This window comes from Halogeometricum rufum (assembly GCF_900112175.1).
Lineage (GTDB): Archaea > Halobacteriota > Halobacteria > Halobacteriales > Haloferacaceae > Halogeometricum > Halogeometricum rufum.
On record NZ_FOYT01000001.1, the window covers coordinates 268,099 to 288,205 of the forward strand.

The 20,107-nt window shown below is 69.6% G+C and carries 26 protein-coding genes; 16 read left to right on the forward strand and 10 right to left on the reverse strand.

All coding sequences use genetic code 11. The annotated features are described in order from the left end of the window. Positions 1–24: 24 nt before the first annotated feature. The 4 genes from BM310_RS01380 to BM310_RS01395 all read left to right on the forward strand — a co-directional run bounded on the left by BM310_RS01380 (position 25) and on the right by BM310_RS01395 (position 3,299). Positions 25–1,035 carry a hypothetical protein gene (locus BM310_RS01380; protein WP_089803955.1) on the forward strand — a complete coding sequence of 337 codons (1,011 nt, stop codon included), beginning with the start codon at positions 25–27 and terminating at the stop codon, positions 1,033–1,035. Then, positions 1,032–1,853, forward strand: a complete 822-nt coding sequence (locus tag BM310_RS01385; RefSeq protein ID WP_245778412.1) for a mechanosensitive ion channel family protein — start codon at positions 1,032–1,034, stop codon at positions 1,851–1,853. Before BM310_RS01380 ends, BM310_RS01385 begins: the two co-directional genes overlap by 4 nt. Positions 1,854–2,067: 214 nt before the next feature. After that, positions 2,068–2,538 (forward strand): hypothetical protein, encoded by a 471-nt coding sequence (locus tag BM310_RS01390; RefSeq protein WP_089803956.1) that lies wholly within the window; start codon positions 2,068–2,070, stop codon positions 2,536–2,538. A 59-nt stretch (positions 2,539–2,597) separates the two neighbouring features. Beyond that, positions 2,598–3,299, forward strand: coding sequence for a glycerophosphodiester phosphodiesterase (locus tag BM310_RS01395; protein ID WP_089803957.1), 702 nt, complete (start codon positions 2,598–2,600; stop codon positions 3,297–3,299). Between the two features lie 30 nt (positions 3,300–3,329). Here BM310_RS01395 and BM310_RS01400 read toward each other — a convergent pair whose 3' ends face one another. Beyond that, the gene (locus BM310_RS01400) at positions 3,330–4,319 is read right to left on the reverse strand and encodes a methyltransferase domain-containing protein (protein WP_089803958.1); all 990 of its coding nucleotides are present in this window, start codon (positions 4,317–4,319) and stop codon (positions 3,330–3,332) included. Positions 4,320–4,472: 153 nt separating this feature from the next. Between BM310_RS01400 and BM310_RS01405 the strand changes: the two genes are divergently transcribed. From BM310_RS01405 to BM310_RS01420, 4 genes are all read left to right on the forward strand, one after another. Next, a complete protein-coding gene (locus tag BM310_RS01405) occupies positions 4,473–4,850 on the forward strand; it encodes a hypothetical protein (protein ID WP_089803959.1) in 378 nt (125 codons plus the stop codon). 37 nt (positions 4,851–4,887) lie between these two features. Continuing rightward, entirely contained in the window at positions 4,888–5,451 is a 564-nt protein-coding gene (locus tag BM310_RS01410; protein WP_089803960.1) for a TATA-box-binding protein, read from the forward strand. A gap of 63 nt (positions 5,452–5,514) precedes the next feature. Then, positions 5,515–5,898, forward strand: a complete 384-nt coding sequence (locus BM310_RS01415; RefSeq protein WP_089803961.1) for a DUF7473 family protein — start codon at positions 5,515–5,517, stop codon at positions 5,896–5,898. A 175-nt stretch (positions 5,899–6,073) separates the two neighbouring features. Beyond that, a complete protein-coding gene (locus BM310_RS01420) occupies positions 6,074–7,012 on the forward strand; it encodes a CPBP family intramembrane glutamic endopeptidase (RefSeq protein ID WP_089803962.1) in 939 nt (312 codons plus the stop codon). A gap of 54 nt (positions 7,013–7,066) precedes the next feature. On the opposite strand, the gene hisG is transcribed toward BM310_RS01420, so the two are convergent. The 3 genes from hisG to BM310_RS01435 form a co-directional block, all read right to left on the reverse strand. After that, entirely contained in the window at positions 7,067–7,912 is an 846-nt protein-coding gene (gene hisG, locus BM310_RS01425) for an ATP phosphoribosyltransferase (RefSeq protein WP_089803963.1), read from the reverse strand. A 95-nt stretch (positions 7,913–8,007) separates the two neighbouring features. Continuing rightward, positions 8,008–9,018: an NADP-dependent oxidoreductase gene (locus BM310_RS01430; protein ID WP_089803964.1), complete on the reverse strand. Its 1,011-nt coding sequence runs from the start codon at positions 9,016–9,018 to the stop codon at positions 8,008–8,010. A gap of 199 nt (positions 9,019–9,217) precedes the next feature. Continuing rightward, the gene (locus BM310_RS01435) at positions 9,218–9,739 is read right to left on the reverse strand and encodes a winged helix-turn-helix transcriptional regulator (protein ID WP_089803965.1); all 522 of its coding nucleotides are present in this window, start codon (positions 9,737–9,739) and stop codon (positions 9,218–9,220) included. A gap of 233 nt (positions 9,740–9,972) precedes the next feature. Between BM310_RS01435 and BM310_RS01440 the strand changes: the two genes are divergently transcribed. From BM310_RS01440 to BM310_RS01455, 4 genes are all read left to right on the forward strand, one after another. Then, positions 9,973–11,274: an amidohydrolase gene (locus BM310_RS01440; protein ID WP_089803966.1), complete on the forward strand. Its 1,302-nt coding sequence runs from the start codon at positions 9,973–9,975 to the stop codon at positions 11,272–11,274. A 135-nt stretch (positions 11,275–11,409) separates the two neighbouring features. Continuing rightward, a complete protein-coding gene (locus tag BM310_RS01445; RefSeq protein ID WP_089803967.1) occupies positions 11,410–12,171 on the forward strand; it encodes a superoxide dismutase in 762 nt (253 codons plus the stop codon). 124 nt (positions 12,172–12,295) lie between these two features. Continuing rightward, positions 12,296–13,579: an adenosylhomocysteinase gene (locus tag BM310_RS01450; RefSeq protein WP_089803968.1), complete on the forward strand. Its 1,284-nt coding sequence runs from the start codon at positions 12,296–12,298 to the stop codon at positions 13,577–13,579. Between the two features lie 54 nt (positions 13,580–13,633). Next, positions 13,634–14,221 (forward strand): cyclodeaminase/cyclohydrolase family protein, encoded by a 588-nt coding sequence (locus BM310_RS01455; RefSeq protein ID WP_089803969.1) that lies wholly within the window; start codon positions 13,634–13,636, stop codon positions 14,219–14,221. A gap of 32 nt (positions 14,222–14,253) precedes the next feature. Here BM310_RS01455 and BM310_RS21150 read toward each other — a convergent pair whose 3' ends face one another. The 5 genes from BM310_RS21150 to BM310_RS01475 all read right to left on the reverse strand — a co-directional run bounded on the left by BM310_RS21150 (position 14,254) and on the right by BM310_RS01475 (position 17,874). Then, entirely contained in the window at positions 14,254–14,415 is a 162-nt protein-coding gene (locus tag BM310_RS21150) for a hypothetical protein (RefSeq protein WP_177232500.1), read from the reverse strand. Positions 14,416–14,504: 89 nt separating this feature from the next. Next, complete coding sequence (locus BM310_RS01460) at positions 14,505–14,702, reverse strand: hypothetical protein (protein ID WP_089803970.1); 198 nt, start codon at positions 14,700–14,702, stop codon at positions 14,505–14,507. A gap of 47 nt (positions 14,703–14,749) precedes the next feature. Next, the gene (locus BM310_RS01465; RefSeq protein ID WP_089803971.1) at positions 14,750–15,385 is read right to left on the reverse strand and encodes a twin-arginine translocation signal domain-containing protein; all 636 of its coding nucleotides are present in this window, start codon (positions 15,383–15,385) and stop codon (positions 14,750–14,752) included. Positions 15,386–15,454: 69 nt separating this feature from the next. Further along, positions 15,455–16,288 (reverse strand): formate/nitrite transporter family protein, encoded by an 834-nt coding sequence (locus tag BM310_RS01470; protein WP_089803972.1) that lies wholly within the window; start codon positions 16,286–16,288, stop codon positions 15,455–15,457. A gap of 59 nt (positions 16,289–16,347) precedes the next feature. Beyond that, positions 16,348–17,874, reverse strand: a complete 1,527-nt coding sequence (locus BM310_RS01475; RefSeq protein WP_089803973.1) for an ATP-binding protein — start codon at positions 17,872–17,874, stop codon at positions 16,348–16,350. Between the two features lie 123 nt (positions 17,875–17,997). On the opposite strand from BM310_RS01475, the gene hjc reads away from it, so the two are divergent. The 3 genes from hjc to BM310_RS21155 all read left to right on the forward strand — a co-directional run bounded on the left by hjc (position 17,998) and on the right by BM310_RS21155 (position 18,883). After that, the gene (hjc, locus tag BM310_RS01480; protein ID WP_089803974.1) at positions 17,998–18,429 is read left to right on the forward strand and encodes a Holliday junction resolvase Hjc; all 432 of its coding nucleotides are present in this window, start codon (positions 17,998–18,000) and stop codon (positions 18,427–18,429) included. Positions 18,430–18,513: 84 nt separating this feature from the next. Next, positions 18,514–18,714, forward strand: coding sequence for a hypothetical protein (locus tag BM310_RS01485; protein WP_089803975.1), 201 nt, complete (start codon positions 18,514–18,516; stop codon positions 18,712–18,714). A gap of 1 nt (position 18,715) precedes the next feature. Beyond that, positions 18,716–18,883, forward strand: a complete 168-nt coding sequence (locus BM310_RS21155) for a hypothetical protein (RefSeq protein ID WP_177232501.1) — start codon at positions 18,716–18,718, stop codon at positions 18,881–18,883. Positions 18,884–18,971: 88 nt separating this feature from the next. On the opposite strand, the gene BM310_RS01490 is transcribed toward BM310_RS21155, so the two are convergent. Then, a complete protein-coding gene (locus tag BM310_RS01490; protein WP_089803976.1) occupies positions 18,972–19,709 on the reverse strand; it encodes an SWIM zinc finger family protein in 738 nt (245 codons plus the stop codon). Positions 19,710–19,843: 134 nt separating this feature from the next. Between BM310_RS01490 and BM310_RS01495 the strand changes: the two genes are divergently transcribed. Continuing rightward, on the forward strand, positions 19,844–20,041 hold the full coding sequence (locus BM310_RS01495; protein WP_089803977.1) for a DUF7472 family protein: 198 nt from the start codon (positions 19,844–19,846) through the stop codon (positions 20,039–20,041). Positions 20,042–20,107: the final 66 nt, after the last annotated feature.

The window sequence follows — 20,107 nt, forward strand, 5'->3', positions numbered from 1 at the left end:
GTCGTATGCGCGGGGGACGGCGCGATGGCTGAGGGTCGGGTGACCGAGAGCGCCGCCGACGGCTCCGATTCCGACGGGGGCGTCGACGTCGCCGCGCTTCTCGGTGGCGACGACGAAACGTTCGACGGCGCCCTGTCCGACCGCACCGGTCCCGTCGCCGTCGTCGGCGACCCCTTTGCGGGTCGAGAGACGGTTCTCGACGCCGCGGCCGAGCGACTGGACGCCGTTCGGATTCGCCTCCGACCGGACGACGACGCCGCCGACCGACTGACGGCGCTGGGCGACGGCCCGGTCGTCGTCGACGGTTGCCAGCACCTCTACCGGCGGGCCGTCGGCGGCTTCGACCTGCTCGACCGATTCTTGAACTGGCTGGTGGGACGCGACGCCCCGGTTGTGACCGGCTGGAACCGCTACGCGTGGACGTACCTCGACTCGACGCAGGGGGTCGGACGGGAGTTCCCCGTCACCGTCGAACTCCGTCCGCTCGGCGCGAGCGAACTGGCGGACGCCATCCTCCGCCGATACGAGGACACGGCTCGATTCCTCGCGGACGACGCCGAACGAGGGAGTGTGGTCTCGATTCGCCGTCGTCCGGTCGAGTGGCGCGGAATCTCCGGGTCGATACCGTACCCCGTCGTGAACATCCCCGGCGTTGGCACCCCCGGCAGAGACGGAGACCTCGACCCGAAAGACGTGGTGTTCGAACGCCTCGCGGCAGTCTCGAACGGGAACGTCGGCGTCGCGGCCGGTATCTGGGAGCGCCAACGCGGCGACGAACTCCGGCCGAGCGACGTCGTCGCGGCCGGAGCAGACCTGACGCTCGACCGAGACGAGGCGTTCTGCCTCCGAATCGTCCTCGCGAAGGAGTCCGTCTCCCGAGCCGAACTGGCCGAAATCGTCGGTGACGGGCTCGACCGCGTGCTGGGGCGACTCGTCCGTGACGAACTCGTCACCGTCGAAGCCGACCGGGTCAACCTCGCCCCGGCGGCAGTTCCCTCCGTCGTCGCCGCGACCGAACGGGAGCGGATACTGTGACGCTCCTCCAGACCGGGGCCGAGGGGTTTCAGGTCTCGCCCAGTGTGCTCGTCAACGCTGCGGTGGTGCTGGTGGTCGCGTATCTGTTCGGGCGGTTCCTGACGTCCGTCCTCTCGGAACTCGCCGAGCGCTCTCCGCGGCGCCGTATCACGATCAAGCTGTTCATCCCGATAACGAAGTTCCTCGTCTACGGCGCGGCGACGTACCTCGTGTTCGGTCCGCTCCTCCGACTGTCCTCGGCCCAACTGCTGGCCGTCTCCGGCCTGCTCGGGGCGGCGCTCGGATTCGGACTGCGGGACCTGTTCGCGGGCGTCGTCGGCGGGTTGCTCCTCGTCACCGAACGGCCGTATCAGGTCGGCGACAAGGTCGAAATCGACGGCGACTACGGGGAGGTGACCGGTATCGGACTCTGGGCGACGACGCTGACGACGCCCGACGACACCGTGGTTCGGGTGACGAACGCGAGTCTGTTCACATCGAACGTGGCGAACGCGAACGACGGGAACCCCGAGATGATGGTCGTCGTGGACGTCGCAGTCGCCCCCGGTGCCGACATCGACCGCGCGACGGGCATCGTCGAAGACGCCCTCGTGACCTCGCGGTACGTCTACGTCGACGACGACCACCCGGTCGTCGTCCTCGTCGAGGACGAGACCTACTACCGGACGATTCGCGGTAAGGCCTACGTCGCGGACCTGCGCGACGAGTTCGCCTTCGCCTCCGACGTGACCGAGCGAACCCTCGCGGCGTTCGAAGCGCAGGGAATCGAGACGCCGACGTTTCCGGGTGTGGGCGTCGTCGACGACGGCGACGGTTGACGTGCCGTCGCACCTCTCTGCCGGAACCCCCGCGTCACACTCCGGGAACCGGACAGGCGCGCACACGCCAGCACAGACGTGACTGGTCGGAAACGGGCCATAGAGGTCACGTTTCGATTCGCCCGGTGGCCGCGTCGTCGTCGCCTCTCACCGCTCTACAGCGCGAGGTGGAGACGAAGTGACGTTTAACCCATCCGACCGACAAGCACACCTCGTGTCCAGTCCCTCCAACTGGTGGTACGGCGTCCTCGCGTTCCCCCTCGTCGCCGTCACCGCCCTCCTGACGCGGTTCGCCACGCGCCGATTCATCACCGTCTCCGCGGCCGACGGTGACCCGAACGTCGCCGTCGCCCTCGCCTCGTTCGTCCTGTCGGTCCTCGCGCAGTGGGTCGGCGTCTTCGTCGCTCTCGTCGTCCTCGTCTGCCTCGTCCTCGACGTGCGGGCACTCCGCCGTGTCGGCGACGGTGGCGAGGGCGGCACAGACGACGGCGACGGCACCGGAGACGGCGACGGCACCGACGACGGCACCGGAGACGACGGCGGATGGTCGCCCACGTGGGCGTGGACTCTCGCGGGCGTCGCGCACCTCGTCGGTGCGCTGTTCGCCCCCGCCCTCGCCGTCTCGGTGCCGTCGCTCTCGTACTACGTCTACCGGCGGTACGAGGGCGGGACGCGGGCCGTCTGACGGTGCCGACGACGGGCCCGCCGTAGCTTTTCTCCCGGTCGCTCCCGTGGTCGTGGCCGATGCAGGTCATCGCCCATCGCGGGTTCGGAGAGTGCTACCCGGAGAACACGGTGTTCGCGGTAGAGGAAGCGAGTCGAGACGCCGACGCCGTCGAGATCGACGTGCGACGGTGCGGGTCGGGGGAACTGGTCGCGAGCCACTTCGAGCGGCTTCGCTGGGTGACCGACGCGTCCGGCCGCGTCGACCAGCACTCGGCCGACTCGCTGGCGTCGCTGTCCGTCGCCGGGTCGGAGTGCGGCATCCCCACGCTCGACGAGGCGCTGGCGGCCGTCCCTCCGTCGGTGTCGGTGGAACTCGACCTGAAGGAACCCGGCCTCGTGGCGGACGCCCTCAACGCGACGGACGCGGTGGACAACCAGACCGTGTTCACCTCGTTCTACTCGGACACGCTGTGGGAGGCCCGGTCGGCCTCGGACGCGGCCGAACTGACGTACAACTTCGACGTGCGACTCGACAGGAACCTCCACACGGCCGGGTTGCTCGACTGCGACCGGGTGAACGTCCACTGGGCGCTCTGTCTCGGCACCGACGTGGTCGAACGGGCGAACGCTCGCGGGATGGACGTCTACGCGTGGCCGGTCACGTCGCGCCCCGCCGCCGCGGCGGTCGGTGCGGCGGGCGTCGACGGCGTCCTCGCGACTCGACCGGGGACGCAGTCGTGGGGACGGCGCGCGCGCAGACTCCGCGACGCCGTCGTGTGACCCCGGCGTCGAAACCGTCGCCGCGCCGGCTCAGGCGCGCGAGAGGACGTGGACGTGGCGGTCCAGCGAGCGATGCACGCGGCGTTCGAACCGCGCGTCCACCGCCCACCCGGCGTCTTCGGCCTCGTCCGCCCACGGTCGGTCGGCGACGAGGACGGCCGCGGGCGCGACTCGGGCCGCCTCGGCGAGTGCGCCGCCCACCAGGTCGGCGAGTTCGTGTCGAGCTATCTTCGACTGCCGGCCGTAGGGCGCGTCGAACACCACCGCGTCGGCGGTGTCGTCGCGGAGGGGGAGGGCGGTGGCGTCGCCGCGGACCACGTCCCACTCGGCGTCGGGGAGGTACGCCCCGAGATTCTCGCGGGCGCCGCGGGACATCTTCCACTGCGCGTCGTTGCCGACGGCGCGGGCGCCGACCAGACCGGCCTCGATGAGGATGCCGCCGGTGCCGCACATCGGGTCGACCACCGTCGCGTCCGGCAGGGCGGGGCCGGCGGCGAGGTTGACGTACGCCCGAGCGTCGAGGGGGTTCATGCTCCCCGGTTGGAAGAACGGCCGGTCGGTCGGCGCGCGAGTGCCGAAGTCGCGGACGCTCGCGGCCGCCTCCCAGCCGAGGAGGCAGGTGCCGTCCGAGAAACAGGCGCGCAGGACGTGGTCGGGGTCGTCGAGGTCGACCTCGAAGCCGCGGTCGACGAGGACGCCGCCGAGGGCGCGTTCGGCGGCCGACGCGCTCACACCCGACGAGGAGCGGACGTCGCGTCCGCGGACCGCGACGCTCCCCGTCCGGTCGACCGAGGCGGCCCGGAGGAGGGCGACGGCGCTCTCCACGTCGGCGTCGGTCCGCCCGACGAGTTCGGAGACGCGGTGGGTGTACGCGAGCGTCGGCACGCGACCGAGGCGGACGCCGCGGGCCGTCGCCAGACCGGGCGCGACGCGTTCGACGGCCGTCGCGGCGGCGCGTTCGGCTTCGAGGGCGGCGAGGGATTCGTCGTCCGCCTCGCCGGCCAGTTCGAGGCAGTACACGCTCGGAGCGAGTCCATCCGCGCGTATCAGCGTGTCGATGCGGCCGGTCGGTGGGTTCCCTCGCGGTCGTTCGGCCCCGTCACGCTCGACCGGTTCACCCGGCAGAGCCGTCCGAACCGACAGTATAAGTCGCCGGCCGGTCACTCCCCGACGATGGCCGACCCCGTCCCGTTCGTTTCGCTCCCCGCCGCGGTTCCCCTCCTCGACGCCGTCCTCTGGGTCGTCGCGTTCGCCTTCTACGGCCTCGGCGACTACGCCACCACCGTCGCGGCGACGACGCGCCCCGGCGCGCGCGAGCGAAACCCGGTCCTGCGCCGCCTGTTCGACGGGCTCCCCCTCCCGCCGGCGGTGACGTTCGCCGCCGCGAAACTCCTCGCGTTCGCGTTCTTCGTCGTCGGCTACCGCTCCGTCGACCCGTCGCCGCTCCGTCCGTTGATTCCGGGCGTCGTCGCCGCCATCGGCGTCCTCGTCACCGTCCAGAACCTCCGAGTGCTCGGTCGCGACCGTTCCTCCCGTCAGCGACTGCACTAACCTTTTTCAACCTTAAATACGTCGTTTAAGTCGTCGCATGACCGACCCCAAGGACACTATCAACATAGAGAACGTCGTCGCCTCGACCGGTATCGGTCAGGAACTCGACCTCCAAAGCGTGGCGATGGACCTCGAGGGTGCGGACTACGACCCCGAGCAGTTTCCCGGACTCGTCTACCGGACGCAAGATCCGAAATCTGCGGCGCTCATCTTCCGCTCCGGAAAAATCGTCTGCACCGGCGCGAAATCGACCGACGACGTGCACGAGAGCCTCGAACTCGTCTTCGAGAAACTCCGCGCGCTCCAGATTCCCGTCGAGGACGACCCCGAGATAACGGTCCAGAACATCGTCACCTCGGCGGACCTCGGCCGCAATCTGAACCTCAACGCCATCGCCATCGGCCTCGGGCTGGAGAACATCGAGTACGAGCCCGAGCAGTTCCCCGGGTTGGTCTACCGCCTCGACGAACCGGACGTCGTCGCGCTGCTGTTCGGGTCGGGCAAACTCGTCATCACGGGCGGCAAACACCCCTCGGACGCCGAGCAGGCCGTGGACGAAATCGTCTCGCGATTGAGCGACCTCGGCCTGTACGACGGGTAACGTGTCTCCGCTTTTCGACCGCAAACGCACGCGCCTAAGTCGTCGGCGTCTCTCAGTTCGACCATGTCGCTAGCCACCACGCCGTTGCAGTCGGCGGCGACGGGGAGCCCCCTCGCCGTCGCGGGAACGTTCGCCTCGTTGGCGTTGTTCCTCTCCATCACCGCGCACGTCGCCGCGAGAAACGTCCTCGGCGACGTGCCGGTCAAGTACGCCTTCGTCGTCGGTCCCATCCCGGCGGCCGTCGCCGTCGTCTTCACCGCGTTCGAGTTGAACTCCTTCGTCGCCATCTTCCTCGCCGTCGGCCTCGACGGCGTCGCCGTGAAGTACCTCTACGGGCAGTCGAACCGCCTCTCGGCGTACGTCACGTTCGTCCACGTCGTCGTCTCCATCATCCTCGGCGCCGTCCTGTTCGGCCTCCTGTTGCTCCTGAGTTCGGCGCCCGGGTAGCCGGAAACGCCCGCCGCGTTCGGTCGGCGCGTTCCGCCGGCGCGTTCCTCGCGGCGGCCGTCTCGGCCCTCGTCGCGCCGCCGTCCGGCCTCGCCGGGCGCACACGACCCGCCGCAGTCCGCACCGGTGGCCGCAGTCGCCCACTTTCTTTGCGCCGTCGACTCGAACGACTGTCATGAAGCTCCGCGAACTCGTCTGGAACGGCTCGGAACGCCGCCCGCGCGCCCCCGTTCGCCTGACCCTCGCCGTCGTCGCGCTGGTTCTCGTCGTCGTGGCCGTCGGCGTCGTCTTCAGCGTCTTCAGCGCCGCGCTGACGCTGTCGAGCGGCCTCGCCGCCTCGTTCGTCTCCATCCTCCTGCCGGGTGTTCTGGCCGTCGTCCTCGGCGTCGTCGTCGACCGTCGCCGCGTGTCGGACCTCGGACTCGGCTTCGACCGGGACTGGTGGCTGGACCTCGGCTTCGGCCTGTTCCTCGGCGCCGCTCTCATGACCGTCATCTTCCTCCTCGCCCTCGCCGTCGGTTGGGTTCGCGTCGACGGGACGTTCACCGGTGGCTCTCGGGGCTTCCTCGCCGGGTTCGCGCTCCTGACGCTCCAGTTTCTCGCCGTCGGCTTCGCCGAGGAGATACTCCTGCGGGGCTACCTCCTGACGAACGTCGCCGAGGGGTTGGCCGGCTACACCTCACGCGCCGTCGCCGCGGGCGTCGCCGTCCTCGTCTCCTCCGTCGTCTTCGGCGCCGCGCACCTTCTGAACCCGAACGCGACGCTCGTGAGTACGGCCGGCATCTCGCTGGCGGGTATCTTCCTCGCCGTCGGCTACGTGTTGACGGACGAACTCGCCATTCCTGTCGGTCTGCACGTCACGTGGAACCTGTTTCAGGGCGGCGTGTACGGCTTCCCCGTCAGCGGACTCGGCATCGGCGCGAACGTCGTCGACACCGCGGAGACGGGGCCGGACCTGTTCACCGGCGGCGCGTTCGGCCCCGAGGCGGGTCTGCTCGGCGTCCTCGGAACCGTCCTCGGAACCGCCCTCGTCGTCGCCTACGTCCGGTGGCGGTACGGCGAAGCGCGACTCGCGCCCGGCCTGTTCGAACCGGACCTGCGCTGGCGCGACTGAGTCGGTTCGCGACCGGACGAACGGGTACTCGACGGGCCGTCACTCGCGGGACGGCTACTCGACGAGTCGCTCGATTTCGGTGACGAGGATGCCCGACGCGCCCACCTGTTTCAGGTCGTTCACCACCTCGAACACGAGGCGTTCGTCCACGACGGCGTGGACGGCGACCATGTCGTCGCCCGCCACGTCCATCACCGTCGGGCCGCCCAGTCCCGGCAGCACCTCGCGCACGTCGTCCAGACTGTCGCGGGGCGCGTTCATCATCACGTAGCGCTTGTCCTCGGCGGCGATGACCGACTGGAACGCCGTCACCAACTGCTTCACCTTGGGGTCGTCGACCACGTCGGGTCGGGCGAACAGACGCACCGAGGAGGCGAGCACCTCGTCGACGACGGCGAGGCGGTTCACGCGGAGCGTCGTCCCCGTGGAGGTGATGTCGATGATGGCGTCGGCCATCTCGACGTGCGGGGTGAGTTCCGTCGCGCCCGTCACCTCGACGACGTCGGCTTCGACGCCCTTCTCCGCGAAGTAGTTCCGCGCGATGGTGGGGAACTCCGTCGCCACCGTCTTGCCGGCCACGTCCTCGACAGACGTGATGTCGCCGTCCTCGGGGGCGGCGAGGACGAGGCGGCAGGAGCCGAACTCCAGGTCCACCAGTTCCTCGAGTTCGTGGCCCGACTCGCGCACCTGGTCGAGACCGGTGATGCCGACGGCGGCGGCGCCGTCGCGGACGTACTCGGGGATGTCGGCCGCGCGGGCGAACAGCACCGTCACGTCGGGGTCGACCGTGTCGGCGTACAGTTTGCGGTCGGCACCGCTCTCGATGTGGAGGCCGGCGCGTTCGAGGAGTTCGACGCTCGGGTCGTGCAGACGCCCCTTGTTGGGCACGGCGATGCGCATACGCGACTCTCTCGGCGGTGGAACCTACACCTTTCGCTCCCGGCGGGTCGAGGGGTCGGCGCAGACGGCCCCGGTCGGCCGCTCCGCGGAGTCCCTCACTCGGCCACGCGGACGACCTGCTTCCCGATGTTGTCGCCGGAGAACAGGCCGAGGAACGCGTCCGGTGCGTTCTCCAACCCCTCGACGACCGACTCGCGGTGGTCGACCTCTCCGCTCGCGACCCAACTCGCGAGCTGTTCGCTCGCCTCTCCGAATCGGGTCGCGTAGTCGCCGACGAGAAGCCCCTGAACTCGCGCGCGCGGCGCGATGAGAAGCGGCAGCTTTCGAGGCCCCGTCGGGACGCTCTCGTCGTTGTAGTGCGCTATCTGCCCGCAGACGGCCACGCGAGCGTCGAGGTTCAGTTTCGTGAACACCGCGTCCGTAATCGGCCCGCCGACGTTGTCGAAGTAGACGTCGACCCCGTCCGGTGCGACGTCGTCCAGCGCGGCCCCGTAGTCGTCGGTCTCCTGGTAGTTGACCGCGGCGTCGAATCCGAGTTCCTCCGTGAGCCAGCGCGTCTTCTCGTCCGTGCCAGCGAACCCGACGACGCGGCAGCCGTTCAGCTTCGCAATCTGCCCGACGACCGACCCGACTGCGCCCGCGGCCCCGGAGACGACGACGGTGTCGCCGGGCTTCGGGTCGCCGACGTCGAGCAGTCCGAAGTACGCCGTCCGGCCCGGCATCCCGAGGACGCCGAGATACGCTGGCAGGTCCGCGACGTCGGGGTCGACGGGGGCGGTGTCGTCCGCGTCGAGGACGCTGTAGTCGGCCCACGTCCCCTCACCGGTCACGAAGTCGCCCGCGTCGTACCGCTCGCTGTTGCTCTCGACGACTTCGCCGACGATTCCACCTCGCAGTACGTCGCCGACGTCCCACGGTTCCGCGTACGATTCGCTGTCTCGCATCCGGCCGCGCATGTACGGGTCGACGGAGAGATACTCGACGCGGACGAGCAGTTCTCCCGCGCCGGCCTCCGGGACGGCCTCTTCTCTGAGTTCGAAGCAGTCCGCGTCCGGTTCACCCGCTGGTCGCTCCGCGAAGTACCAACTACGGTTCGTATCTTCCACACACTCTCTCGACTCGTCGCGTCAAAGAGGCTTCGGGACCCGGTAGGCGTATCTCCATAATTCGCCCGCCTGAGGTTCCGAATCGTTTGAACTCGGTCTGGGTTCAACGACGTTGTCTCCCCGGCGTCGGAGAGGCTTCCGGGGCGGACGAGTGATGCCTACACGTCCGGACGGCCGCGTGGCGGCCAACAAAAGCCGTTCAGTCCGCGTCCGCGGCCGTCTCCGTCCCTCGGGAACGCTCTCCCTTCGGTTCCGCCGACCCCACCGCGTCGGCGTCGAGACGCGCGAGCACCGCCGCCGTCGCCGCCGGTCGTTCGAGCACCAGCGTCACCCGGTTCCGGATGTCGCGTTGCTTCTGCAGGACGCCCTGCTCCTCTAAGTGGCCGACGTGCCACTCCAGCGTGCTCCGAGCGACGCCGAGTTCCTCGGCGAGGGCGGCGGGGCGCGCCTCCCCGTCGTCGAGCAGTCGCGTGAGGATGGCGCGGGCGGTGTCGCGGTGGTAGAGGGCGACGGTCGCTCGCTCCCACTCGGTGAGTCCGGGCGGGTAGTAGTGCGTCCGGCCGTAGAACTCCTCGCGGACGAGGCGTTCGGCGTCGACGAGGCGACGGACGTGGTGTTGGACCTGACCGGGCGCGAGGTCGAGCGAACGGACGAGGCCGTTGAAGTGGACGCCCGGGTGCGAGTCGACGTACGTTCGAATCTGGGTTCGTGTGTCGGTCATCTATCGCTCCCACCGACGCGCCGATGCGTCGACGTGTTACCCTCCGTTCGGACTTCCGCGGGCGTAAGTTGGCCAGCCGATTCTCGGAATTCGGGAATCGCTCTCTCGGACGTGTCTCGGCCCTGATTTCGGCGAAATTTGAACCGTGTTCACTCGGGTCACGACGCGACTCGCGGTCCGCGCGCACGGTCGAACCCGATGGAGTGATACGCCCGCCGGCGGAACGGGCGTGCATGAACACGCTCTGTCTCGCGGGCGGTCGGGTTCTGCGCCCCGACTGCACCGTGGCCGCCGCCGACGTGGTCGTCGACAGCGACGCCGGCCGCGTCCGAGCGGTCGGCGAGGGTATCGCCGCCGACTACGACGCCGACGAGACGTTGGACGCCGAGGGCTGTCTGGTGACGCCCGGCCTCGTCAACGCCCACACGCACGCCGCCATGACGCTCCTCCGCGGGTACGCCGACGACAAACCGCTCGACTCGTGGCTCCGAGAGGACATCTGGCCCGCCGAGGCGGCCCTCGAACCCGAGGACGTGCGCGCCGGCACCGAACTCGGCATCCTCGAGATGATTCGCTCGGGCACGACGGCGTTCGCGGACATGTACTTCGAGGTGCCCGAGGTAGTCGCGGCAGTCGAGCGGTCGGGCGTGCGCGCCCGCCTCGGCCACGGCGTCGTCACCGTCGCGAAGGACGACGAGGACGCCGCCGCGGACGTGGAAGAGAGCCTCGCCGTCGCCCGCGAGTTCGACGGCGCGGCCGACGACCGCGTCCGCACCGCGTTCATGCCCCACTCGCTCACCACCGTCGGCGAGGCGTTCCTCCGCGAGGCGACGGCCGAGGCCCGCGAGGACGGCATCCCGCTCCACTTCCACGCCAACGAGACGACCGACGAGGTGGACCCCATCGTCGAGGAACGCGACCAGCGACCACTCGCGTACGCCGACGAACTCGGCATGCTCACCGACGAGGACTTCGTCGCCCACGGCGTCCACGTGACCGACGACGAGATTGCGCTCCTCGCGGAACGCGGCACCGGCGTGATTCACTGCCCCGCCTCGAACATGAAACTCGCCTCCGGCATCGCACCCGTCCAGCGCATGCTCGACGCGGGCGTGACCGTCGGCGTCGGCACCGACGGCGCCGCCTCGAACAACGACCTCGACCTGTTCGACGAACTGCGCGACGCCGCGATGCTCGGCAAACTCGGCGCCGAGGACGCCGCCGCCGTCCCCGCCGAAGCCGCGGTCACCGCCGCCACCGCCGGAAGCGCCGACGCCGTCGGCCTGCCCGGCGGCCGCATCGAGGAGGGGGCCGCCGCGGACTTCGCCGTCGTGGACCTCGACGCGCCCCACCTCGCTCCCGCCCACGACGAGGTGAGCCACCTCGCCTACGCCGTCCGCGGGTCCGACGTGCGCCACACCGTCTGCGACGGACAGGTGCTGATGCGGGACCGCGAGGTGCTGACGCTGGACGAGGAACGGGTGGTCGAGACGGCGCGGGAACGGGCGGCGTCGCTGGCCGAACGGGCGGAGTGAGGCTCGGTCCGCGACATCGCTCGACCCGTCGCACGTTCGACCAGTCACGGAACCCGAGTTGCACTCGCCGAAGATATTCTTTAGCTTGTCGATTAGATTAAACAACACTTCGTCTGAATCCAAGCCCGTCGCACGATGACAGACGGTCCCCCTCCCGAGTCGGACTCGGGCACGAACTTCGGTCGACGGACGGTACTACAAGGTCTCGGCGCTGCCGCGGGAACGACGCTCCTCGGTTCGGGCGTCGCCTCGGCGACAGAGAGCGACGACGGCGACGGTCCCCCGTACGAACTGCCGCCGTTGCCGTACGACTACGACGCCCTGGAACCGCACGTCGACGCGCGCATCATGGAACTCCACCACGACAGCCACCACCAGGGGTACGTCGACGGCGCGAACGCGGCCGTCGAGCGACTGGCCGAGATGCGTGCGTCCGGCGACTACGACCGCATCAAACACGTCGAGCGCGACCTGTCGTTCGACCTCTCGGGGCACGTCCTCCACTCGATATTCTGGGAGAACATGTCGCCCGACGGCGGCGGCCGACCGAGGGGGTCGCTCGGAGACCGGATTACGGCCGACTTCGGGTCGTTCGAGCGGATGCGCGAGCAGTTCTCGGCGGCCGCCTCGAGCGTCGAAGGATCGGGTTGGGGAGCGCTCCTCTACGACCACCGGTCGGACTCGCTCCTCGTCACGCAGGTCGAAGACCACAACGACCTCGCGGTGCAGGGCGGCACGCCGATTCTCGTCCTCGACGTCTGGGAGCACGCGTACTACCTCCAGTACGAGAACCGTCGCTCGGAGTACGTCGACGCGTTCTGGAACGTCGTCGACTGGGCCGACGTGAAAGAGCGGTACGAGGCGGCACGAGGGGCGACGCTCCTCGGCGAGAGCTGAATCGGCGAAGTTCGCGTACGTTTTGACGAGGGTTCCCGCAGGGCCGCCTTGCGGCCGGAGGAACCCCGAGTGTGGAAAAAGCTGGTTCGGTAGCGTTTTGCCTCGCCTCTCCGAACCGACGCCCATGAGTGACTACCCCCCCGTGAGCGAGCATCTCGACGACGTCGAGAGCGCTCGCGAAGAGGGACGACGCAAGATGGACTGGGCGCTGCAGCACATGCCCATCCTGAACGAACTGCGCGACCAGTTCGAGGCCGAGAAACCGCTCGACGGGCAGGTCATCGGCATGGCGATGCACGTCGAAGCGAAGACGGCCAACCTCGTGGAACTGCTGGCCCTCGGCGGCGCGGAAGTCGCCATCACCGGCTGTAACCCCCTCTCGACGCACGACGACGTGAGCGCTGCCCTCGACGCCAACGACGCCATCACCTCCTACGCCGTCCGCGGCGTGGACGAGGACGACTACTACGCCGCCATCGAGTCGGTCATCGACCACGAACCGACCGTCACCGTCGACGACGGGATGGACATGGTGTTCGCCATCCACGAGGACCACCCCGAACTCATCGACACCATCGTCGGCGGCGCCGAGGAGACGACGACGGGCGTCCACCGCCTCCGCGCGATGGACGACGACGGCGAACTGAACTACCCCGTCTTCGCCGTCAACGACACGCCGATGAAGCGCCTGTTCGACAACGTCCACGGCACGGGCGAGTCCTCGCTGGCCAACATCGCCATGACGACGAACGTCTCGTTCGCCTCCAAGAACGTCGTCGTCGCGGGCTACGGCTACTGCGGCAAGGGCGTCGCGAAGAAAGCGTCCGGGCAGAACGCCAACGTCGTCGTCACCGAAGTCGAACCCCGCCGCGCCCTCGAAGCCCACATGGAGGGCTACGAGGTGCTCCCGATGAAGGAAGCCGCGAAGAAGGGCGACATCTTCGTGACGACGACGGGCAACCGCGACATCATCACCGAGGAGGACTTCGAGGTGATGAAGGACGGCGCCATCCTCTCGAACGCCGGCCACTTCGACATCGAAATCGACCTCGACGCCCTCTCGGACCTCGCCGTCGAGGAGTACGAGGCGCGCGACGGCGTCCGCGCCTACGAGATGGACGACGGCCGCCGCCTGAACGTCCTCGCGGAGGGTCGCCTCGTCAACCTCGCCTCGCCCATCGCGCTGGGTCACCCCATCGAGGTGATGGACCAGTCGTTCGGCGTGCAGGCCGTCTGCGTCCGCGAACTCGTGGAGAACGGCGACGCCTACGACGCGGGCGTCCACGACGTGCCCGACGAGCTAGACAAGGAAGTCGCCGAGATAAAACTCGCCGCCGAGGGCGTCGAGATAGACGCGCTCACGGACGAACAGCGCGAGTACATGGGTAGCTGGAGTCACGGCACGTAAGCGTCCGCCGACGGGCGGAACGCCTAACCCGGAACCGCTTCATCACGGACGTAGATGAGCTACGAAGAACAGCCGATCGGCGCGTTCCTCGACGCCGTCGCTTCCGAACGGGTGGTCCCCGCGGGCGGGACGTCGGCCGCGGTGGTCGGCGCGACCGGGGCCGCCCTCTGCGAGATGGTGTGCATCCACACGCTGGCGAAGTCGGAGCGGTCGGGCGAGGGGTCGGCGCTGGCGTCCGCCGGCGAGGAACTGGCGGCACTGCGGCGCCAACTGCTGACGCTGGCCGACCGGGACGCCGACGCGGTCGAGGCGTTGCTCTCGGCCGACGACGGCGAGCGCACGACGGCGGCGAAGCGCGCGACCGGGGTCCCCCTCTCGACCGCGGAGGCGTGTCTCGCCGTCGTCGAGTCCGCGGCCGTCGTCGCGGCCGAGGGGACGCCGAACGCCGTCCCGGACGCGGGAACCGGCGTCTTCCTCGCCCACGCCGCCCTGCGAGCGTCGACGTTCACCGTCCGGTGTAACCTCGACGCGATAGACGACCCGTCGGTCGTCGACCGGATGCGACGGCGAGCGACCGAACTGGAGGCGGACGCCGACCGGGCGGTCGACGAGGCGATGGCGGCCGTCCGCGACGCGTCCTGAGCGCCGAGGACGCCCGCGGTCGGTCCGGTCGGTTACTCTATCTCGTCGAACGAGTCGAACACGTCCCAGCAGTCGCAGTCGAGGTCGTCCATCGACTCGACTTCGTCCGGGAGGCTGGAGATGGGCATCCCGCTTCCGACGGCGTCGCACTCGCGGGTGTGCACCGTGAAGTCGTCGCTCGACATCGTGAACATGGATACTGTTCAGAATCCGAACAACAAAAACTTCACTCTCGCCGCCGCGCCGTGCGACCCGTTCCGTCGATCTCGCGTCTCAGACGGCGCTACCGGCCCGTCTCGCGCTGTTCGGCCTGCTGTTCGACGTCGGCCAGCGCCGTCTCCTGTTCGCCCCGGGTCAGTCCGCCGGACTCGACGTGTCGGCCGTCGTACTGCCAGCGCGGAATCGCCTCCCACACGGAGTCTCCCTCGCCGCGGTCGGCGGTGAGGAACGCTCGAAGTCGTTCGACGAAGCGGTGGACCATGTGTGTCCGTAGCGCGCCCCGGAACATAACGCTACGGCCGGCCGCGGTCACTCGTCGTCCGGTCGGTAGGTGAGTTCGACGCGCCCCACGAACCGGTCGCGCCGGACGCGCCAGTTCGAGACGCGCGCGTCGGTCAGCACGTCGACCACGCTGTCGCCCGGCGTCGGCGGCGTCGCGGGCCGAAACGCGCTGCGAAACCCGGGGACGACCGTACTCGACGTGGGCGGCCGGACGCGGAACGTCCACCGACACGTCGCTGGGCCCGTCTCGACGCCCAGTCGGTACGGCGTCCGCCTCGTCTCGTCCGCGCGGACGAACGCCGAGTCGTGCGACGACAGGTCGGCGTCCCCGTCGCCGTCGCTCGGCGTCCAGTCGTGCGCGACGGTCACGCCCGCCGCCTTCCAGTCGGCGTCGAGTCGCGCCGAGACGAGGTGCGGTTCCGAGAACAGGAGGAGCGTGCCGTCGTCACGTTCGTACAGCACCGACCGCGCGACGGTCCGGCCTCTGTCGCCGAAGCCGAGTCGCGTCACGTCGTAGTCGACGGGCGTCGCCGCCGTTCGCCGCGGGTCGATTGTCCCGTCGCGCGGGACGACGGCCGGGAGCGAGTCGCCGCCGAGACAGCCCGCGAGTCCGGTCGCCGCGGCGACGCCGGCACCGGCGAGGAAGTCGCGCCTGGAGGGCATCGACTCCGCTTCTCACCAGCACGTGATAACTGTCCGTGACTCGCCGGCGCGTCCGCGCGCCAGCGACGCCTACAGGTCGGCGCTCGGCGTCGACCCGCCGCGGACGACGTGGCCGTACTTCAGTAGTGCGACGAAGACGGTGCCGCCGACGGCGTTGCCCAGCGTCGAGGTGACGAGGAACTCGCCGAACGTCGCCAGCCCCATCGAGGGGGAGACGAGGACGGCCGCGAGCACTTCGACGATGCCGGCGATGCAGTGCGGCAGGTGGGCGATGCCGATGGTCGTGGCGACGAGCCAGACGAACAGCGTCCGACTGACCGTCTCCTGCGCGGCGGAGACCAGCCACGACAGCAGTCCCATGAGCCACCCCGCGAGGATGGCGGCGGCGAACGTCACCTGCGGCGGATGGCCGACGAGTTGCCCGCCGATGTCCACGAACGCCTTGGGCTCGATGACGCCGAACGACGGACCGACGGTCACGACGATGACGGCGAACGCGACGGCGCCGACGGCGTTTCCGAGGTAGACGATTCCCCAGAGGCGACCGAGTTGCGTGAGCGAGGCGCGCCCGTCGAGGACGGGCAGGACGGCCAGCGCCGTGTGCTCGGTGAACAGTTCCGAGCGCCCGAGGACGACGAAGATGAACCCGACGGAGTAGAGGTTCGCGAGGACGATAGTGGTCGTCACCTCGCTCCAGATGCCCGCCGCGAGCGTCGCCACCGTCGCCATCAGGAGCGGGCCGAACCCGATGTCGAGTCCGGCCGAGAGCGCCGAGAGGAACAGACCGCCGGACGGCCGTTCCAACTCGTTCAGTCCGTCCTCTATCTCCGATTCGAGGATGGCGCTCTTCGGCGTCTGCTCGTCGGTCCGCGCCTTGCCGTTCCCGCCGTCGGTCTCGCTCATCCAGTCGTGTCGTGGGGCGGGGGGTTCATATGCGCTCTTGCCGATTCGACCCCGGCGACTCAGCGGTCCAGAAGCGCGAACACGGCGCCGAGCGTCGCGCCCCACACGAGGTGACCGACGAGACCAACCGCGGAGAGGTTCGGAAGCGGTGCGGGGACGCCGAGCGTGCGGAACCAGAGCGGCATCACGACGCCCGCCGCGACGAACGACAGCACCGCGCCGTACCCCGCGCCGACGAGGGTGACGACGCTCAGGCGGTCGCGGTAGCGCGCGAGGCGCGGCGTCCCGAGGAGGGCCGCGAAGCCGACGCCGAAGACGAGGCTGTGGAACTGGTGGGTCGTCCACCCGACCAGCGGCGTCGAGACGCCGTACAGCGACCCGATGACGGGAATCGCCCCCTGCAGGGACTCCAAGAGGAGTCCCATCGCGACGCCGGCCACGGTGGCCGCGACGCCCACGTCGCGAATCCGTCGCTTCGAGACGCCGGCGTCGACGGCGGGCGACCGACCGTCGGGGGTTCGGTGCCGCCGGAACGTGAGCGACACCGCCGTGCCCTCGCCGTCGACGCCGGCGCCGAGTCCGACCGTCGCCTCCGACTCCTCGGCGAGGAGGCGCACGACGGTGAGTCCGAACCCGGCGCTCGGGTCGTCGTACTCCGGGAGCGACCCGTCGAGCAGGATGCGACGCTGCGGGGCGGGCAGTCCGGGACCGTCGTCGGCGACGGTGACGCGGACCGTGCGCCACGTCGCTTCGACGCGCACGGTCACGCGCGGGGTTCCGGCCGGGTTGTGCTCGACGGCGTTGCGGAGCAGGTGGTCGAACAGGTCGGCGACCCGGTCGGTCGCGCAGACGTCGACGCCCGTCGCGTCGCCCTCGACGGTGAACTCGGCATCGGGGTGGCGTTCGACCGCGGCCGCGACGCGCCCGTCGAGGACGGACTGCACCGCGACGGGACTGGTCCGGTCGGGCCGCGAGAGCGCCGTCACCTCGCCGACGGCGTCGCCGATGCGGTCGGCGCTCCGTTCGATGACGCGCCCCGCGTCCGGCGACTGCCCGTCGTCGGACCCCTCGCCGACGAGGCCGGCGTAGCCGCGGACGACGTTGACGCCGTTCAGGACCTCGTGTCTGAGGATGCGGTTCAGGAGCGTCAGCCGCGCCGTTCGCTCCGTCAGGTCGCGTTCCTGCGCGTGCCGGCGCGACGCCTGCACGCCGGTGAGAGCGCCGCCGACGGCGCCGGTCAGGAGCAGGTCGAACCCGAGTGCCCGCGTGGCCGTACTCGTCTGCGTCCCGGCGAGTTCGGTCCCCAACAGCGAGGCACCGATTGCGACGCCCGTCGCCGCCGTCCCGAGCAGGCACCACCGCGCGACGGTCCACCCGTGCGTGCGCCCCCACCTGCTCACCGCGAGGACGACGCCGAACAGGCTGAGACTCAGGCCGACGACGAGAAACGGCAGTTTCCCGACGAGGAACGGCGCGGACGTCCCGCCGGCCGTCGACGCGGCCGTCGCCGACCGCGTGAGCAAGAACCCGATCCCGGCGACGACGAGGCCGCCGGACGCGACGGCCCCCCGACTTTCCCCGGACATATCAATAATAGAGACCCACGCGTGGTGGGATATGAATCCCCACGGTGTGTGCTGCGGACCCGCACGACCGGCCGACGACCGTCGGTCGGCCAATTTAAGAGCGGCCACGGCCGACAGTCGGCCATGTCCTCGAACCGAAAGGGCGACCGCAGGGAACGCGAACTCGTCAACAGACTCGACGAAGCCGGGTTCGCGGTCATGCGCGCCCCGGCGTCCGGAAGCGCGACGGAACGCGAACTGCCGGACGTCCTCGCGGGCAACGGCGACGTGTTCTACGCCATCGAGGCGAAGGCGAGTTCCGGGCAACCCATCTACCTCCAGGGCGAGGAGGTGGAGGCCCTCATCTACTTCGCGCAGAACTTCGGCGCGAAGTCCCGCATCGCGGTCCGGTTCGACCGGGAGGACTGGTACTTCTTCCACCCCGGCGACCTGTACGTGACCGACGGCGGCAACTACCGCGTGAAGAAGGAGACGGCGCTGGCGGAGGGGGAACCGTTCGACTCGTTCGTCGGCGGCCCGTCGCAGAGTCGACTGACCGACGTCGAGGAGGCGTAGCGCCCCCTGCCGGCCGTTCGCGGCCGCTCCGCCGTTCCTGTCGACCCGTAGTTATTTCCGCCGCTCACGCGTCGGTTCTGCCGTATGGTACACTGCCCTGACTGCGGGTCCTCCCTCGACGCGATAGACGACGTGACGTTCGAGGACGTCGATTCGAGTATCGGGTTCGTCAGAGCCGCCAAGCGCTTCTACAACGTCAGTTGCGCCGAGTGCGGCGTGACGCTCGGAAGCGGCGTCGCCGGCGCCAGAGGCAACGGCGGCGCGGCGGACGCCGGGGGTGCCTGAGATGGTCCACTGCCCGGAGTGCGACGCGACGCTGGCAGAACAGTCCGACGTGGAGTTCGTCGACCTGGGCGCCGAGACGGGCTTCTTCAAGGCGTCCAAGCGATTCTACATCGTCGGCTGCGGCGAGTGCGGTGCCGCCATCGGAAGCGGCGTCGCCGGCGCGCGGTAACAGAGAACCGGCCGACCGCGTCGCCTCCGAACCCCTTCGTTTCCACTGTACGATGACGCGCGTCTGACGCGCCGATGCACCTCGCCGCTCAGACGAGCGACGCCTGCATCGTCTCCGAGCGCTCCGACTCCGTCGCGCCGCGGACCGTCTCGCCGTCGGCGAACGCCGACTCGACCGGTCGGAGGCGCGAGGCCGGGAAGCGGTAGCGCTTCCGCCCCGAGAGGTCGGCGACGCCGCCCGAGAGCGGCACGGAGTCGACGTAGACGGCCTCGAACACCGGTTCGTGGCGGCCGTAGTTCGCGTTCGTCTCGTAGTCGGCGACGACGGTGCCGTCCGCCGTCACCGAGTCGTCGGCGCGTTCGCCCGTCGCGCGGACGACGACGAGGAGGCTCTGCGTCTCCCTGTCGCGCACCAGGTCGCCGGGGGCGCGGTCGTGTCGCGCACAGAGAGCGGGCGCGCGGTCGAACCGCGGGACGAACGTCCGGCGGCCGCAGACGGCGCAGACCCCGGCGCGTTCGCCGGGCGCGGGGACGAGGCGTTCGGTTATCTCGATGGCGACGCGGCGCAGGTGCTTACACTGCGCGCCCCGGATGGCGTTGTCCGGGCAGGTGCAGGTTCCCGTCTCCACGTCGGCGACGTACGTTCCGCCCTCCGTCTCGACGACGTACCGGCCGTCCCGCAGGGGCCGGACGGCCATCGGTTCCTCGCGGGCGCGGCGGGCGCGGCCCGTGTACCCCTCTGCGGGGAGGACCGTCTTCCGCCGTACCGGCCTGACGGTCGGGCTGGAACGTGCTTTCGACGCGGGTGTGTTTCGAGTGTGCGTCATGGGTAATTCGGCCGAGAGAGGTGGCTCTCTCGCTATCTTTCCGTACGCTCCCGACGAACCTAAACCCTCGTTTCGTCTGCAATTCGCGAACGTTCTTCGAAGCGCTTTTAGAACGGCCGCGGGAAGGCGGGAGCATGGCTATCGATGCGGAGATGCGTCAGAAGATACTCGTCTCCGTCGTCTCAGTCGGCTTCTTCATCGCACTCATCGTGGGGGTCGGCGTGGCGTACAACGAATCCGGACTCGCGGGGAACGGCGGGCTGATACTCGTCGGAACCATCGCACTGTTCGTGCTGGTGATGGGCGTCGTCGGCGTCTTGCTCGACCGGTAGGCTCCCCGCAGACTCGCTCCACTCGAAACGACGGTCTCTCACTCTCTTCGGTCCCGTTCGTCGTCG

What these genes read in the sequence shown, in the direction of transcription:
- BM310_RS21150 (WP_177232500.1), bottom strand. Translation starts at nt 14,415, where the DNA reads ATGTTCACGATGTCGAGCGACGACTTCACGGTGCACACCCGCGAGTGC.
- BM310_RS01445 (WP_089803967.1), top strand. Translation starts at nt 11,410, where the DNA reads ATGACAGACGGTCCCCCTCCCGAGTCGGACTCGGGCACGAACTTCGGT.
- BM310_RS01475 (WP_089803973.1), bottom strand. Translation starts at nt 17,874, where the DNA reads ATGTCCGGGGAAAGTCGGGGGGCCGTCGCGTCCGGCGGCCTCGTCGTC.
- BM310_RS01410 (WP_089803960.1), top strand. Translation starts at nt 4,888, where the DNA reads ATGACCGACCCCAAGGACACTATCAACATAGAGAACGTCGTCGCCTCG.
- BM310_RS01465 (WP_089803971.1), bottom strand. Translation starts at nt 15,385, where the DNA reads ATGCCCTCCAGGCGCGACTTCCTCGCCGGTGCCGGCGTCGCCGCGGCG.
- hjc (WP_089803974.1), top strand. Translation starts at nt 17,998, where the DNA reads ATGTCCTCGAACCGAAAGGGCGACCGCAGGGAACGCGAACTCGTCAAC.
- BM310_RS01470 (WP_089803972.1), bottom strand. Translation starts at nt 16,288, where the DNA reads ATGAGCGAGACCGACGGCGGGAACGGCAAGGCGCGGACCGACGAGCAG.
- BM310_RS01495 (WP_089803977.1), top strand. Translation starts at nt 19,844, where the DNA reads ATGGCTATCGATGCGGAGATGCGTCAGAAGATACTCGTCTCCGTCGTC.
- BM310_RS01485 (WP_089803975.1), top strand. Translation starts at nt 18,514, where the DNA reads ATGGTACACTGCCCTGACTGCGGGTCCTCCCTCGACGCGATAGACGAC.
- BM310_RS01490 (WP_089803976.1), bottom strand. Translation starts at nt 19,709, where the DNA reads ATGACGCACACTCGAAACACACCCGCGTCGAAAGCACGTTCCAGCCCG.
- BM310_RS01440 (WP_089803966.1), top strand. Translation starts at nt 9,973, where the DNA reads ATGAACACGCTCTGTCTCGCGGGCGGTCGGGTTCTGCGCCCCGACTGC.
- BM310_RS01460 (WP_089803970.1), bottom strand. Translation starts at nt 14,702, where the DNA reads ATGGTCCACCGCTTCGTCGAACGACTTCGAGCGTTCCTCACCGCCGAC.
- BM310_RS01455 (WP_089803969.1), top strand. Translation starts at nt 13,634, where the DNA reads ATGAGCTACGAAGAACAGCCGATCGGCGCGTTCCTCGACGCCGTCGCT.
- BM310_RS01415 (WP_089803961.1), top strand. Translation starts at nt 5,515, where the DNA reads ATGTCGCTAGCCACCACGCCGTTGCAGTCGGCGGCGACGGGGAGCCCC.
- hisG (WP_089803963.1), bottom strand. Translation starts at nt 7,912, where the DNA reads ATGCGCATCGCCGTGCCCAACAAGGGGCGTCTGCACGACCCGAGCGTC.
- BM310_RS01395 (WP_089803957.1), top strand. Translation starts at nt 2,598, where the DNA reads ATGCAGGTCATCGCCCATCGCGGGTTCGGAGAGTGCTACCCGGAGAAC.
- BM310_RS01405 (WP_089803959.1), top strand. Translation starts at nt 4,473, where the DNA reads ATGGCCGACCCCGTCCCGTTCGTTTCGCTCCCCGCCGCGGTTCCCCTC.
- BM310_RS01450 (WP_089803968.1), top strand. Translation starts at nt 12,296, where the DNA reads ATGAGTGACTACCCCCCCGTGAGCGAGCATCTCGACGACGTCGAGAGC.
- BM310_RS01435 (WP_089803965.1), bottom strand. Translation starts at nt 9,739, where the DNA reads ATGACCGACACACGAACCCAGATTCGAACGTACGTCGACTCGCACCCG.
- BM310_RS01420 (WP_089803962.1), top strand. Translation starts at nt 6,074, where the DNA reads ATGAAGCTCCGCGAACTCGTCTGGAACGGCTCGGAACGCCGCCCGCGC.
- BM310_RS01380 (WP_089803955.1), top strand. Translation starts at nt 25, where the DNA reads ATGGCTGAGGGTCGGGTGACCGAGAGCGCCGCCGACGGCTCCGATTCC.
- BM310_RS21155 (WP_177232501.1), top strand. Translation starts at nt 18,716, where the DNA reads ATGGTCCACTGCCCGGAGTGCGACGCGACGCTGGCAGAACAGTCCGAC.